Below are 15,548 nucleotides of genomic sequence, written 5' to 3' on the forward strand. Positions count from 1 at the left end.
AGAAGAAATAAAAAGACCGGACGCCCTCAGGTGTCCGGTCTTTTGTCTTAGATTCCAAGGGACGCAATCAGTTTCCGGATCCGTTCTTCCGACTGTTTCGGCGTCAGGATCAACAGTTGATCGCCTCCGATTAACCGGGTTTGTCCCCGCGGTGTGATGATGGCATTCTGCCGGATGACGGCGACGACCAGCAAATCCTGCGGCATCTCAATCTCCTGCAGTGTTTTCCCGTCGATGCGGCAATAGGACGGGACACTGACTTCGACGATTTCGGCATTCGGATTCGCGACCGTCATGAACTGAATCAACGGTTCAATGTCGATGGTCGGTTTCGCATCAAGCTTCATCAGCTTGACGACCCACGGCAAGGCAGTCCCTTGCAGGAGAGCCGATGTCATGACGGTGAAAAAAACGATATTAAATAACGGATAGGCGTCCGGTAAGCCACTCGACAAAGGATATGTCGCAAGGATGATCGGCACAGCGCCGCGTAAGCCGGCGGCCGTGATGACACTCTGTTCGCGGAAGTTATAACGAAAAGGCAACAGGGATAAATAGACGGCGAGCGGACGGGCAACGAGAATCAACGTCAAGACGATGACACCGGAGACGAACAGTGTATGCGGATCGAACAGTTGCCTCGGGAAAACGAGCAGTCCGAGCATGATGAACATACCGACTTCCGCCAAGTGAGACAGGCTGCCACTGAACCGGACGAGAATATCCCGGTAAATCAAATCATGGTTGCTGAGCCATATTCCGGTCACGTAGACGGCTAAAAAACCGCTCGCATGAAGGCTGGTTGCGACGCCGTAGGAAAGGAGTGCGCCGCTGATCAAAAGCGTCGGGTAGAGGGCCGACGACTGCAACTGGATGCGGTTCATCAAGGACGTCAACAACCAGCCGACGAACAGACCGATTACAAGACCAAGGCCCATCTCGTAAAATAACAGCAAGATGCCGTGTAAGGCGGAAAAGGCTGCCGGATCCAAAGCGAATTCCGTGAACAGGATCGTCAGGAAAACGGCCATCGGGTCATTTGTTCCGGACTCCGCTTCGAGCGTATGCTTCACTTTTTGATCGATCGGACGACCGTTCAGCAGGGAAAAGACGGCAGCGGCATCGGTCGAGCCGATCAAGGCCCCGATCAGTAAGGCGATCGGCCAACTGAAATCAAGCAAGTAATGCGCGACGCCGGCAATCAGCCCGGTCGTGACGAGGACACCGACGGTTGCGAGGGATAACGCTGCCGGCAGTACGGTTTTGAAATCCCGCCATTTCGTATTCAAACCGCCGTCAAACAAGATGATGACGAGTGCGATTGTACCGAACAGACGGGCTTGTTCGAAGTCGGCGAAATCAATCAAGCCGGAGACATCCGTTCCGGCCAGAATACCGACAAACACAAACAGAATCAGGGTCGGGACGTTCAGACGGACAGAAAATTTCGTCGTGACGATGGCAAGCAACAAGAGAATACCGGCCAGCAACAGGACGGTTCCTTCGTTCATAGGCGATCCCTTCCTTCAATGAAAGACGTCTTTTCTTTAGTATACGTCATTCGTTGCGGTTGCTTTAGAAAATAGTTTGCCGGAAGATGTGTATAAATCCGTAAAAAAAGGAAAACACGTATCATAATGGATCATTGATTGAAGAAAGAGGAGGCATCTTATATGAACATCTGTGTAGTCACAGGAGCAAACTCCGGCATGGGTATGGTAACGATTAAAGAATTACTGGAACGCGGATTCCGCGCCGCGACTCAGTAACCCAGTCGTAGAAGATGAGGCATACCGTCAACAAGCCCGCGCACTGTCCAAACGTTGGGTCGGATTGGACTAAACGGTTTAAAAAAAGGTCTACCGACTCGTGGGAAGTCGGTAGACCTGTGTTGTGCAGACTGGGGGTCTGTTCACTCCTTAACTATACAGTATCGAGATATAGAATCTGAAACTATGAAAAAATTTACAAACTCATGCGTTTTTGTGATTTTTGCAGGACTTTATGCAAAACGGTTTTCTTCTGGGTTCACTTTCGTTAGGATGAAGGAGAATTTTTTTTACAGGAGGAACACTATGATACGACTAGCTACTGAACAGGACGTTAAACAGATTGCGACCCTGTTGCGCGAAAAAGCCGAATTGTTTCAAGCACGCGGGAGCCAGCAGTGGTCCGCTTACCTGAAGGAAGATTTACAGCAACTGGTCGCAAACGATTTGGCAGCCGGGCGACTGTATGTCTTTGAACAGGGGGCGGAACTGCTCGGTTCGATTGCGCTGTTACCGTCGCTCGCCTGGGATCAGACGTTGTGGCCGGATACGGAAGGGCTGTACATCCACCGGATTGTCGTCAGCGAGACGGCAAAAGGTCTTGGCGTCGGCAAACAACTGTTGCGGCATGTCATCGCGGTCACGACGGCAGAGCAGGAACGGTTGCGTCTCGACTGTCTTGCGACAAACGACTTCTTGAACCGTTATTATGCGTCCTTTGGTTTTGAGCCTCAAGGGATTCGTGACGGTTTTGCGACATATGAGTATAAGGAAACACCGGTTCTGAAATAACGGGACATTTAGATAGGACAAGTTCTGTCTGCTTTGGTATGGTTAGAAAAAGAATGTTTCGAGGAGTGATCGGATGCGACTTCAGATTGGTTTTATCGGCTTTGGAAAAAGTACGACCCGGTATCATCTGCCCTACGTCATGATTGAGGACCATTTTGATATCACCTGGATTTATAATCGAAAAGCAAAACCGGAATTAGAGACAACCTATGCGTCTCGATTGCCGCATGTCCGCTTTACAACGGATTTGGACACGATGCTGAACGATCCCGAGCTTCAGGTCGTTGTCATCAACACCCCGCCGGCGACGCATTTCGCCTACGCCCTGCAAGCCTTGCAACACGGAAAACATGTGTTGGTCGAAAAACCGTTTACTGTGACGGAAAACGAGACGAACCGGTTGTTCGAGGAAGCAGACCGGCAAGGCGTCAAGCTGCTGGCGTATCAAAACCGGCGTTTTGACAGTGATTTTCAAGTCGTCGAACAAGTCATCCGTTCGGGCAAGCTCGGACGACTCGTCGAAGTGGTCTCACACTTCGACCTTTACCGGCCGGACGCGGCTCCGGCCATTCCGCGTCCGGAAAACGGTGCCTTATACGGTCTAGGTGTCCATACGATTGATCAAATCGTCGCCCTGTTCGGGAAACCGGACCGGGTCGGGTACGATATCCGGACGGTCCGCCTAGCTGGCAATCCGGATGATACGTTTGCCCTCGATTTCTATTATCCGGACTTAAAAGTCAGCGTCCGGACCAGTCATATCGCGTTAGCGGGTGCTCCGCGCTGGATGCTTCACGGCACAAACGGAACGTTCATCAAACAGCATATCGACCGGCAGGAACTCGATCTCAAAGCAAACTACTTCCCGGGAGAAGAAGGATTTGGTGAAGACTCAGAAGATGATTTCGGTCGTCTGTTGTACCATGACGATCACGGTCATCTCCAGGATGTCCGGATTCCAAGCCCGGTCGGAGACTACGGCAAATTATACCGTGCCTTTTATGAAAGTATCGTCCACGGGACACCGTTGCCCGTCTCCGAAGCCGATACGAAACTCGTTGCACACTTGATGGAGCAGGCTTTTTCAAAACCGTCCCCGTTCATTTTAGAGCTTCAAAACTGATTTTTACTAAATATCAATATAATTACATCTCAGCAATCTGTCTATACAGAGCTGAGATTTTTTGTTATAAAGAAAAAGATATCGCAATTTTTCAGAATTTTCTTGTGGAATATTGATTAAAATTCCAAAAAGATGGGAAAAATGTGTGTATTACAGAAAATAAGGGGGTTTATCATGAAAAAAATCATTACGTCCTTCATTTTGGCAGGTGTTTTGTTCGGTGTGTTCAGTCCATCGCTCATCGCAGAAGCTGCCACGAAGCTGACGGTCACGACAGATGTATTACGTGTGCGTGAGAAACCATCGACAACAAGTAAAATCTTGGGGAAAATCACAAAAGGAGCCGTCTATACTTCAAACGGGATGTCCGGCAGTTGGTATAAAATCACGTACAAATCAAAACTGGGTTACATACACAAAGATTATGTCCGGACGTCGACGACATCGAAGTATACGTCGACCGGGGCACGTTATACGACGGTCGGGACATTAAACGTCAGAACCGCTCCGAGTACGACGGCGAAAACCGTCACACAACTGAACAAAGGTGTAAAGGTTGCGTCTTACGGAACATCCGGCAGCTGGACACGTATTTTATACAACGGCAGCTACCGTTACGTGTCGACACAGTATTTGACGAAAACGGCACCAAGCAGCAGTTCGTCGAAACAATTGAACGTCCCGTATTACAACCAGTATACGCTCGGTTATCCGTCAGGCTGTGAATTCGTTTCACTGAAAATGGCACTCGAATACAAGAAAAAGGCCGTTTCCGCGTCTTCCTTATATAACCAGATGCCAAAAAGCATGACAAATGCGACCTATAAAAACGGTAAGTATTACTGGGCCGATCCGGAAAAAATGTTTACCGGAAATCCGGCAGGAACACTTGATTATTATAAAAACTGGGGTATTTATCCGAAAGGCATCCTGCCGCTCGCGAAAAAATACCGCAGCGGTGCTGCTGATATCTCGAAACAAGGGGTCAGCAAAATTGAAAGTGAAATCCGTAACGGAAACCCGGTCATCGTCTGGGCGACCGTCGATTTCAAAAATCCGTACGGTTACTTCTCTTGGATCAAGCCGGACGGTAAAACGTTTACCGGTTACCGCAACTACCATGTCATGCTCGTGACAGGTGTCTCAAGCAGTGCGTTTACGGTATCCGATCCCTACCGTGGAAAATATACGGTCAGCCGTTCACAATTTACGTCTGTTTACAACACGACAGGACAGTACGCGTTATCTGTCCGTTAATCGATTGACCGGTGAAGCGGTTGGCTTCACCGGTTTTTTTTATGCGGTCGACCAAGGGCGCTTTTTTAAAGAAATGGGAATCGATTTAAAAATCGTGTAAAATAATGACAACCTCTGTAAGTTCTTCTTGAAAGGAGTGGTGAAGAAATGGATGACCAACGACTGGAACAGCTGGAACAGGAAATCGTCCGCTTAAAGGCTCGTGTCGATCAATTGGAACACCAATCGGCAAAAGAATTGCCGCCGGAACCGGTCTCTTCCGTGACGCGCCCAGCCGTCCGACCGGCGTTCGTCAAAAAAACCCGGACACCCGTCGTGAAAAAAGCCCGAACACGGGAGGAATGGGAAAACGTCCTCGCGACGGTCTGGTTACCGCGGATCGGGGCGATTTTTGCAGCAATCGGGGCGATTTTTCTGTTTTCCTATGCGTCACTTGCCGGACTGATCAGCCCGGCGGTCCGGATCGGAAGTGGTGTCGTCATCGGTCTGCTCGTCATGGCGCTTGGAGAATTTCAGTATGAGAAGAAACGACGTGAGCTCGGCGTCGGGCTTGTCGCGACCGGAACGATCGTCTCCTTGTCGGCGTTATTTGCCGGTATGGCCTTATATCAATTTTATCCACCGCTGTTGGCCTTTTTCTTAGAGATTGTCGTACTCGCGATCGCATATGGATTAATGTTGTGGATGCGTTCGACGGCATTGCTGGTGCTGGTTTCGATTACCGGCTTTTTATTGCCGTTTCTTCAGTTGACGGACGAGCCGAACGTCTTCCTCTTTTTACTGTACGAAGTGCTGTTGTTTACCGCCTTGCTATTTGCTGTCCTTCGTCTGAAAGCGGTCAAGGCGTACCCGGTTGCTGCCGGCGTCTTTTTCCTGGCGCTTGTTTTCGGCAGTCTCACTGTCAATTTTGAGACACGTCCTCTGATTGATGAAGTGACGTTACTCGTTGCCTCTGTTATGGCTTATCTCGGTCTCGCCTATATCGGGACGCGACTGCCGCTCACGTATAACTATCCGAGCTGGATAGCGGGCGGGTTCGTCCTGCTCAGTCTGTCCGTGATCGATTGGCCGTTTGGTTACGGACTCGCGGTTCTGTTTGCACTACTCGCTTACGTCGTCGCGAATCAAACGAAAGACGCGTGGCAAAATGGTGTCGGTCATGTCGCCGTTCTGTTTGCGATTTCGCAGATACCGGTCGATCCACTGAGTTTCGGTGATCAATTCCGTTCAATTCTCTACGCTCTCGTGATTGCCGGTTTATGGTTCGTCAAACGTCAGCAAGTACCACACCAACGGATTTTCGGGATTGTCGTGTATGTGATGTTCGTGTTGTATACGATCGGAACATATGAAACGTACCGCTTCAACGATCAGTCGTATGCCGTCTCCGTTTTCGGTCTGACACTTGCAACAACAGCGTTCATCGTTCTGCTCGTTCGGACGCACGAGGAAGCAGTGTGGCGGAAATATTGGCAGCTTGTGCTGTTTTTCGCCGCTGCCGGTGTGTTCGTCACCTATACGCTGATCGTAATGGAACTGCCGTTTTACGCGGCGCTTGATCAAACGGATCGTAGTACGACGTTATCTGTTGCCTACATCCTGTTATCGTTTGTACTCGTGGCAATCGGCCGGATTCGCGGGACAGCGGCCTGGCGCCTGTCCGGTCTGCTGTTGTTGTCGGTCAGTGCCGTCAAACTGTTGTTGTTTGACTTGTCATTCTTGTCGTTGATTCAAAAAGCGTTTGTATTTATCGGCTTCGGCATCGTGGCCTTTATCATTTCGCGAACGTATTTCAAGAAACGTGAATCCTGAATCAGTCATCCTCCCTCCAGACAGCGCCGTCTGAAAGGGAGGATTTTTTTATTGAAATATATTGATAACGATTATCATTATCGACTATACTGATTGATGAACTTACTTAACGATCAGGGGGAACCATCCATGCGACATACAAAAACACTGGCCATCGGACTTTTATCGATGACGGCTTTACTGGCAGCCTGTAACGAACAAACCGCGACGACGAAACCGGCGACGCCCAAGCCAGACCCGTTCAAACAGGTCGTGGCCGATTACCGGACCTATGCGATTGCAGAACTGGAACAGTTTACGAAACAGACGGAAGCGTTCACGACAGCGGTCAAAGAGGGTGACTTGGCAGAGGCAAAAGCGCTCTACGCACCAACGCGGATGCATTATGAACGGGCGGAACCGATTGCCGAAGTATTCGGGGATCTCGATCCGAAAATCGATGCCCGTGAAGGGGATGTTAAGGAATCGGAATGGGGCGGCTATCACCGGATCGAACAAGGACTGTTTGAAAAAGGGACGACCGAAGGATACGAAGGATACGCCGATCAATTGATGCAGGATGTTCATCTGCTCCGGGCAAAAGTCGAAACCGTCGAGGTGACGCCGGAACTGCTTGTCACCGGGGCGACTGATTTATTGAACGAAGTTTCGACGTCGAAAGTAACAGGGGAAGAAGACCGCTATTCCCACACGGACTTGTATGATTTTGCAGCCAATGTTCAAGGGGCGGAAAAAATTTATCAACTGTTGAACCCGGCGCTTCAAAAACAGGATGCCGCTTTGTCGAAAGAGATTGCCGCCCGCTTTGCTGATGTCAACGGTTTACTGGAAGCCAAAAAGAAAGAGGATGGGTATGTTCTCTATACCGCGTTATCCAAAGCGGACGTCAAACAATTGAGTCAAGCCATCAACGAGCTGGCCGAGCCGCTCTCGAAGATGGGGATCGTACTGGAGGGCTGATCGATGACACGAACTACTTTAGAAGCGGGCGTTACACGGCGTGACGTCCTGAAAGTTGCCGGACTGACCGGACTCGGAGCTGCGCTTTACGCGAGCGGGCTCGAACGGTGGTTACCGCGTGCCTTGACCGCCGAAGCGACGGATCAGGTCCCGTTCTACGGCAAGTATCAGGCGGGTATCCTGACACCGCCCCAAAATCATGTCCAGATCGTCGCCTTTGATGTCCAGACGACACGACGCGATGAATTGATTGACCTCTTGAAACGCTGGACACGGGCATGCGCCCGGCTAACCGCTGGCTTGCCGCTCGGTGACTCGGACAGTCTGTACGTCCCGCCGGAAGATACGGGGGAGGCGGAAGGGCTGTCAGCGAGCCATCTGACGTTTACGTTCGGTTGCGGACACGGTCTGTTTGCGGACGACCGGTTCGAAATCGGTCATAAGCGTCCGAATCTGCTCCGGGAGTTGCCGGCTTTTGATCTTGATCAGCTCGACCCGAAATGGGCGGGCGGAGATCTTGTCGTTCAGATTTGTGCCGACGATCAACAAGTCGTGTTTCATGCGTTGCGGAACTTGACCCGAATCGGTCGGGGCATCGTCAAAATCCGCTGGACCCAGACCGGTTTCCAACGGTCAAAAGCAGCGGATGCAACAGGAGGGACACCACGGAATCTGTTTGGATTCAAGGATGGAACCGGAAATCCGGATGTCTCGCAGCCTGCTATTCGGAATAAACACCTCTTTTACCAGTGGCAGGACGGGTCACCATGGATGACAAACGGCAGTTTTCTTGTCGTCCGCCGGATTCAGATGCATTTGGAGGTCTGGGACCGGACGATTTTGAAAGAACAGGAGCGCACCTTCGGCCGGGACCGGGCATCCGGCGCACCACTCGGTTCAAAAGACGAATTTGCATCCGTGACGCCAAGTAAACGAACGGCACGCGGGGAAGCCTCACTTCCGAAAGATTCGCATACGGCGGTCGCGCACGGATCAGGTGAAGCACAGTTGTTACGCCGCTCCTACTCCTATCAGGCGGGCATCAATGAAACAACCGGGGCACTCGATGCCGGCTTGTTGTTTTTATCGTATCAGCGGTCGCCGGAACAGTTCATCACGATTCAGCGGCGTTTAGCGGCATCCGACCGTTTAAATGAATACATTACCCACCGCGGCAGTGCTCTTTTCGCCTGTTTCGGCGGGATTCAAAAAGGAGGCTACATCGGTGATGCGCTCTTTGCTTAACGTGTTCCTGGCACTGTTCCTCTTCACGGCAATCGGCAGTCCGGTTGTCCACGCGGATTCCGAGACAGATGCGCTGTACGTCTCGATTGGTCAAGCGTTGTCAGCAGTCAATGACAACGACCGGAGTACGCTCGGGACGACTTTGAACACACTTGAAAAACAGATTGACCGCCTGCCGGCTTCTGCCGAACAAAAGGTCATTCAACATCGGTTGACAGAAGTTCAGAAACAAACCGCCCTCCCGGAGATCAGACAACGTTTGACGGAACTGTCGACGGCCGTCCGGACGCTGGAGGAAACAGATCAGCCGAAAACAGATCCTGCGGCTAAAAAACGCTTAACAGAGTTGTTCGGCTGGACGAAACAGCTCCGGCAGGCTACGACGATGTCTGAACGTCAGCAGCTGCAATCCGACTTACTGCAGGCGTGGACGGACCGTGAGACCGTCGTCCGGGAGACAAGCATCGGTCATTACGGTCAAGTCGAGATGGGGTTGTCTGCCATCCGGATCGCTTTGGCGCGGGAAAATTTTGATCAGTCGGAGCTGAATGCAGCACTCGATCAGTTTGACGCAAGCATCCGTTCTTTCCTGCAAGGTGATACCGTTCAAGCGGCGGAACAGACAGGATTGTCCGAACTGACAGCCTTGCTGAAACAGACCGATCAGCAACTCGCTGTCGGGAACGTCCCGGCGGCGCAGAAGACGCTGACGGCATTCATCAAACGATGGCCGAGCGGGGAAGGGGAGGTCCGGACCCGGAGCAGTTCTTTATATACGACGATCGAATCGGAAGTGCCGGTGCTGTTGTCACGTTTAGACGAGTCGACGGTTGACGCCACCCGGACCGATTTGGCACCGATCATCACGTCACTTCAGGTCTTGGCGCAGAAAACGACGTATTCTTTTGTCGATGCGATGCTCGTCATGTTACGGGAAGGGCTCGAAGCATTGCTGATCATCAGTGCACTGGTCGCTTTCACTCGAAAAGCCAAGGTGACGGGAGAACGAATGATTTGGAGCGGCGCACTGTTCGGATTACTTGCTAGCGGAGCACTGGCGCTCGTGATTCAACAATTCTTTTCGACGGCACTTGCTGCTGTCGGTCGGGAGCAGATTGAAGGATGGACCGGACTGGCCGCGGTATTGATGATGCTGCTCGTCGGTTCCTGGTTACATTCGAAAACGGTTGTTGCTTCACGGCAAACCGGACTGGCAACAAATCTTGCGGGACGGTCCTTATTCGCCGTCAGCTTTTTGACGATTTTCCGGGAAGGGGCCGAGACACTGCTGTTTTATGTCGGGATGGCACCAGCGATGACGACGACTGCTTTGGCCGGGGGAATCATTTTAGCGATCGGACTGGTCGGTATCTGTTCACTCGCGGTTATTTATTTCGGGGTGCGTCTACCGATCAACCGGCTCTTTTTAGCGGCGACCGGATTGATTTATCTTATGGCCTTTAAAATCTTAGGCGCCAGTCTGCATGCGTTACAACTGACAGGCATCGTGCCGATTCATGCCGTTTCCTACCTGCCAACCGTTTCCTGGATCGGTTTTTATCCGACGTACGAAACGATGATACCGCAAATCTTGTTATGTCTGGTGGTCGGGCTGACGTTAGTATTGAAACGGCGTCCGGCGGTCCGTTTGCGAAAAACCGGTTGATACGTTTTGGCGATTCATGTTTTATTCATTATGTTTCGGGAATAACTTTATATCGAGAGTAGAAAGTCGGCTCGCATGAAGGAGAGGAAACAAGATGATTGAAACTAGAATCGTACGGAACATGACAGCCGTCGACGCAGAAGTGACGAGCTTGAAGTCAAGCGGTTATTCGAATAAACAAATTTACATTTTTGCGAAGGATGAAGAGTTGGCGGAACGGATTGCCAACGACACGCAGACGTTAGCGTATCGTGTAACTAAAAAATCATTTTTCGAGACATTGATGTCGACCGTCCGCAGCAACCGGAAAGACCGGATTGCCCAGTTGTCGGAGCTCGGTATGACGAAAGATGTAGCTGAAGATTTGGAAGAGGAAGTCCGACACGGCCGGATCGTCATCGTGGGCTCAAAATCCGATCTGCTGAATCCGGCGTTTGCCGCCTCTTATGTCGAAGACGAGACAACAGAGTACGGAGCAGGTGTACCAAAGCTCGAAGAGGAAGAAACGACGACAACCTTGCCGGCTGACCAAAATGTCAAGCTAGATAAAAAATAAGGGGTGTCCATGAAATCAGGAACTGACAAGCCGGTCAGTTTTTCAATAGACAAGGGGGACGGATTCAGATCCGTCCCCCTTGTCTGCATGTATAAGAAGATTTTTGGATAACCGGATTTTTATGTGATGGATTCACGGACGTCCATTATTGTGTCAGACGAGATATGACGTCGTAAGCCGGTCGAGGTCTTGATTTTAATGAGACCGCCGGCATGAAAAAGAGCCGTAACCGATCCGGTCAACGTGGTTTCGTTTCCCTGATCCAGATAACGGACCGTCACGGACCGCCCGCTTCGAATAGCCTCTTCCAACAGTTTGGAAAAAACCATTTTGGTTTGTGTCGTCGTTCGGACAGGATGTGCTTTGTACAAGTGTTCCAATTGCAGGATATGATTACGTGTCGTGCGTTGTCTCCACTTCCGCTCCGTGCGCTTTTTGGACTGTAACACGTTGTTCCACCTCCGATTGAATCGTTTGACCACTGCATCAAAAATATTCCCGATTTATTTGGGAGATAAACCCGCTTCAGGAAGAACAAGTCATCCGGTACCGGGAGACAAACAGAAGATGGTTTTGAATGTCCGATTTGCGGAAAAAGACTAAAAGACTAGAAGTATGCCACGAACAGAGGAGGAACTGTCTGATGGAACGAAGTACATTGATTGCTCTTGAAAAACACTTATATGCCGTTCAGCTCGAACTGGACGGACTTGCCCGTCTCATCACGAAACAGTTGATGCAACTCAGTCAAGTCGCCGGGTCTGTCGAACACTTCCGGCGGATGAGTTTTGATTTATATCAAAAACGGGAGACGCTTGACCGGATCCCGCCCCAGGTCTTATATGAAACTGCGTTGGACTACGAAGACTTTCTCGATGAAGAGTTTGACGACATTCCGGCATCCTGGGCATTACGGCAAGATGAAGCGGAAGCGCTCGATCAGTTATGGTGGTTTGAATTTTTCCGGATTCAGGCGGACGTGGAATACTGGTTGAGTCTCTACCTCATCAGGCGCATCCGGGAGGACATCCGGTACGTCCCGCCAGTCATCGAAAAAAATGCATATGCGCTGTCGGATGATGCCCGGCAAGTCTTTTGGCGTCTGTTGCAACGTTCCGTCGCCAAACCGTCGTCGAAAATCAAGGCGAATCAGCTGTCCTGCCGAATGGGCATAGCGGAGATTGCCCGGTATGCCCGCTTTAATTTGGAACGGACCCGCTTGGCAATCGAAGAACTGACGGCGCGGGGAATCATCTCCATTGAGGAAGAAAACGAAAAGCTGAACCTCCGTGTCCGCCTACAAGTGATTTAAGGCGATAAAGCGTTCAATCATTCGTTCGTCGCGACGCGCAGACGGGCCGATCCAAATCAGGTGACCAGGGCTCGCCGACTCGATGAACTGGGCATGCGCAATGGCACGCCGGGCGTAAAGGGCATGTTCGAACGGGACGGCCCGGTCCGCTTTAGAGTGAACGATCAGCACCGGACAACGGATGGCCTGCAGGAGCGGACGATCAATCTGTTGCGTCAAGTCAAACAACACCCCCCGGCCCGGTCCGTTCTGCAATCCGACTTGATACAACAATTTCTGGTCGGCTCCATTTAATTGACGGCGGATCTCGTCCCGCTGCAACAGACTCGTCATTTCAACCATCCGAACGGATGCTTCCTGTGGAAACTTAACCAATTTATCTTTCACGTAATGCCACAGGATCCATTGCACGAGTTGCAGCGGACGCTGAAGGAGCGGTTGGACAAGCCAGTCCTGATAAGGAAGTGAAATCTGGTGTGTCATCGCACAGGCTAGTACGAGCGAACTGACAGCTGGATTACCGCTCGCCAAAGCAATCGCGGTCGGTCCGCCGGCAGAAATGCCGTATACGGTGTAACGTTCGAGGTGACGAGAAGCCAGCCATCTCCGGTAAAAAGCCGCTAACTCGCCGGGCGACGAGGCGACACGGAGCGGCGTTTTTCCATATCCAGGACGAGATGGGACGATGATCCTGTAGCCGGCTTCGATTAATCGTTCGACGTGATAGACTTCCCGGTAATCGGATTGTGTCCCATGAATCAGTAAAATGACGGGACCGGTTCCGCTGTCCCGGTAATCAAATCGGTAACCTTCCCAATCGGCAATGTGTTGCATCCAAATTCTCCTATCTCTTAAATATTTCCATATTATTGTTATTCTTAATTTCTTTTTGAGGTATAATCCAAGTATAATCAAACATCTTATGGATAGGAAATGAGGATGCCCCGTGCCAAATGAAAAATTATCCAATCGGGATCGGTTGTTAGCCGTTCGAGACATTTTTGAGCAGTATTCAGATGAAGAACAGACGTTGACATTAGAAGAATTGAGTACCGAACTGTCGAAAAGAGGACTGATTGAAAAGCTGTCCCGAAAGTCCTTAAAAGAGGACATTGCTGCTTTGGCTAAATCAGGATTCGATATTCATGCGGAAGAAACCAAAAACGGTCTTGCGATTCCGTATCATCTGGTCAGCCGTCCGTTCGAATACCATCATTTACGATTACTCGTGGATGCGATTGCCAGCGCCAAGTTCATCTCTGAGAGTGAAACGGAGGTTCTGGTCCGTAATATTCATACGTTAACGAGTAAACGTCTGGCAAAAACGTTGACGCCGGTCATACATACCGTCAAGAAACCGAAAGGCGTCATCCCGTTTTCGATTGATACCATCCAAAAAGCGATCATCGAACAGGACATCATCAATTTTCAATATCAGGGCAAATTTAACGAACGGACCCGAAAGTTCGAGTTGCGTCGCGACGGGGATTACTATCTCGTCACGCCGGCTCATCTGATCGTCGATAACGGGAACTACTACTTGATTGGACGGGATGAACGGGTCGAAGAGATCCGGACCTACCGCGTGGATCGAATCGTTAATTGCAGTGTCTTTGAGCCGGCCCAGACACCGGTCGAGGTCGAAGCCACTTATTTGAGCAGTATGTTCAATATGTACGGTGGCGAACAGGAACAGTTGACGTTAAAGTTCCATGAGAGCGTCATGCCGACTGTCGTCGACCGGTTCGGGACGGACATTCGTTGCCGGCGTCTCGAAGGGGACTGGTTTGAGGTCAAGGTCGGAGCGCTGTTTTCCCAAGGTTTCATGATGTGGTTGATTCAGTTTGCGGAGCAAGCGGAGATCTTGGAGCCGGCTCTTTGCCGGGAGGCCTTCAAGAATAAAGTGTTGGAGCTTGCCAAGGTGTATCAAGCAGGTGTTCCGGTCAGTCCACAGATGAATGAAAGTGTCTAAAACGAACAGAGAAGATTTTTTGCTGAAGGGAGCAGAAGATCTTTTTTTGTCGTTTTTTGTCGTATATTCATATTTGAATATTTTTAAGAACTTTTTCCGATTACCATTAAGGATATCTTATTTTTGTTACAGGAGGGGCATCATGCAACATATGGAAAAACCACGGATGGGAAGCGTTATTGCGGGCGTGTCATACCTCTTTTTCATCTGTTTATCCTACACGTCTTGGTATTTATTATCGATTTTCGCCTTTAATCTACTCTTTAGTACAGAGCTTTTAATGTCCATGGATCTTGTGGTCTTCGGCTTTAGTCCTTTATTTGCATTAGGAATCACGATGTTTTCACTGAAAGTGCTGAAACGGCATGCTCAGCCGAAATTCGCACCCTACATATTGTTAGTCTATAGTGTCTCGACTAGTGTCTTGATCTATTATTCCGTCATCTACTCGATGTTGCCGCGGATCTGACGACGCTTGCATGGTCCCGTCTTTTGGAATATGCTACGTGTAGAGTACCAGCATGTCTTGGAGGAGGGGATACGATGAATACACAGTATATACTGGACTGGATGCCACTCGTGCTTCCGGTTGCTGCCATCGTCTTTATTGTTATCATAGCGCGTAAAGCGTCTAAAATTGATTCTAAATAAGAAAAAGAAATCGGAGCACCTTTTCAGATTGTAGACAAACCCTCATTTCAACGTTGAAATGAGGGTTTGTCTTATGTAGTCGTATAAAATAGTATGAAAAACAAGGATTCCCACCGGAATCCCATAACCAGTTCGCCAATTTTTTGAGGTTCAAGGCACTAAAAGTAAGCATCGCTTGTAGCGTTGTTTTTTTCAGACCACGATATCGGGCCCAACGCATGCCATGCTTTTCTTTTGCATCTGCGAAGACACGTTCGATGGTCTCCTGTCGTTTTTGATACAATGCCCGATTCACAAGAGTATGCCGTTTGAATAAGGAAAGAGGTGGCCCGCAGTAGATTAATTAGACTGACCTAGCAATATGAGACACATATAAAACACCTTGATTAGGCTGCCAGTACACCGTATTTTTTCGGTGTCAGGTAGCCTAATT

At 50.1% G+C, this 15,548-nt stretch carries 14 protein-coding genes and 1 pseudogene; 11 read left to right on the forward strand and 4 right to left on the reverse strand.

What is annotated here, in order from left to right:
- Window positions 1-47: 47 nt before the first annotated feature.
- A complete protein-coding gene (locus KNQ07_RS12350) occupies window positions 48-1,511 on the reverse strand; it encodes a potassium/proton antiporter (protein WP_214767007.1) in 1,464 nt (487 codons plus the stop codon).
- A gap of 564 nt (window positions 1,512-2,075) precedes the next feature.
- On the opposite strand from KNQ07_RS12350, the gene KNQ07_RS12355 reads away from it, so the two are divergent.
- From KNQ07_RS12355 to KNQ07_RS12390, 8 genes are all read left to right on the forward strand, one after another.
- Entirely contained in the window at window positions 2,076-2,561 is a 486-nt protein-coding gene (locus KNQ07_RS12355; RefSeq protein WP_012370490.1) for a GNAT family N-acetyltransferase, read from the forward strand.
- 73 nt (window positions 2,562-2,634) lie between these two features.
- Window positions 2,635-3,684 carry an oxidoreductase gene (locus KNQ07_RS12360; protein ID WP_214767009.1) on the forward strand — a complete coding sequence of 350 codons (1,050 nt, stop codon included), beginning with the start codon at window positions 2,635-2,637 and terminating at the stop codon, window positions 3,682-3,684.
- Window positions 3,685-3,858: 174 nt separating this feature from the next.
- On the forward strand, window positions 3,859-4,941 hold the full coding sequence (locus tag KNQ07_RS12365; protein WP_214767011.1) for an SH3 domain-containing protein: 1,083 nt from the start codon (window positions 3,859-3,861) through the stop codon (window positions 4,939-4,941).
- Window positions 4,942-5,088: 147 nt separating this feature from the next.
- Complete coding sequence (locus KNQ07_RS12370) at window positions 5,089-6,753, forward strand: DUF2339 domain-containing protein (protein WP_214767013.1); 1,665 nt, start codon at window positions 5,089-5,091, stop codon at window positions 6,751-6,753.
- A 129-nt stretch (window positions 6,754-6,882) separates the two neighbouring features.
- Complete coding sequence (gene efeO, locus KNQ07_RS12375; RefSeq protein ID WP_214767015.1) at window positions 6,883-7,713, forward strand: iron uptake system protein EfeO; 831 nt, start codon at window positions 6,883-6,885, stop codon at window positions 7,711-7,713.
- Between the two features lie 3 nt (window positions 7,714-7,716).
- On the forward strand, window positions 7,717-8,958 hold the full coding sequence (gene efeB, locus KNQ07_RS12380) for an iron uptake transporter deferrochelatase/peroxidase subunit (protein ID WP_214767017.1): 1,242 nt from the start codon (window positions 7,717-7,719) through the stop codon (window positions 8,956-8,958).
- Window positions 8,942-10,624, forward strand: a complete 1,683-nt coding sequence (locus KNQ07_RS12385) for an FTR1 family iron permease (protein WP_214767027.1) — start codon at window positions 8,942-8,944, stop codon at window positions 10,622-10,624. The genes efeB and KNQ07_RS12385 overlap by 17 nt, the downstream gene beginning before the upstream one ends.
- Before the next feature lie 94 nt (window positions 10,625-10,718).
- Window positions 10,719-11,180 carry a YflT domain-containing protein gene (locus KNQ07_RS12390; protein WP_114595719.1) on the forward strand — a complete coding sequence of 154 codons (462 nt, stop codon included), beginning with the start codon at window positions 10,719-10,721 and terminating at the stop codon, window positions 11,178-11,180.
- 119 nt (window positions 11,181-11,299) lie between these two features.
- Here KNQ07_RS12390 and KNQ07_RS16130 read toward each other — a convergent pair whose 3' ends face one another.
- Window positions 11,300-11,629, reverse strand: a complete 330-nt coding sequence (locus tag KNQ07_RS16130; protein ID WP_214767019.1) for a YolD-like family protein — start codon at window positions 11,627-11,629, stop codon at window positions 11,300-11,302.
- 194 nt (window positions 11,630-11,823) lie between these two features.
- On the opposite strand from KNQ07_RS16130, the gene KNQ07_RS12400 reads away from it, so the two are divergent.
- Window positions 11,824-12,492: a hypothetical protein gene (locus KNQ07_RS12400; protein WP_012370482.1), complete on the forward strand. Its 669-nt coding sequence runs from the start codon at window positions 11,824-11,826 to the stop codon at window positions 12,490-12,492.
- On the opposite strand, the gene KNQ07_RS12405 is transcribed toward KNQ07_RS12400, so the two are convergent.
- Complete coding sequence (locus KNQ07_RS12405) at window positions 12,478-13,326, reverse strand: alpha/beta fold hydrolase (RefSeq protein WP_214767021.1); 849 nt, start codon at window positions 13,324-13,326, stop codon at window positions 12,478-12,480. The genes KNQ07_RS12400 and KNQ07_RS12405 overlap by 15 nt on opposite strands.
- Window positions 13,327-13,438: 112 nt before the next feature.
- Here KNQ07_RS12405 and KNQ07_RS12410 point away from each other — a divergent pair, with 112 nt between their 5' ends.
- Window positions 13,439-14,464 carry a helix-turn-helix transcriptional regulator gene (locus KNQ07_RS12410; RefSeq protein WP_214767023.1) on the forward strand — a complete coding sequence of 342 codons (1,026 nt, stop codon included), beginning with the start codon at window positions 13,439-13,441 and terminating at the stop codon, window positions 14,462-14,464.
- Between the two features lie 142 nt (window positions 14,465-14,606).
- Window positions 14,607-14,933 (forward strand): hypothetical protein, encoded by a 327-nt coding sequence (locus tag KNQ07_RS12415; protein ID WP_012370479.1) that lies wholly within the window; start codon window positions 14,607-14,609, stop codon window positions 14,931-14,933.
- 174 nt (window positions 14,934-15,107) lie between these two features.
- Here the strand turns inward: KNQ07_RS12415 and KNQ07_RS16135 are convergent.
- A pseudogene (locus KNQ07_RS16135) lies at window positions 15,108-15,398 on the reverse strand (transposase); the annotation flags it as partial.
- Between the last annotated feature and the right edge of the window lie 150 nt (window positions 15,399-15,548).

It is taken from the genome of Exiguobacterium sp. s145, assembly GCF_018618835.1.
GTDB lineage: Bacteria > Bacillota > Bacilli > Exiguobacteriales > Exiguobacteriaceae > Exiguobacterium_A > Exiguobacterium_A artemiae.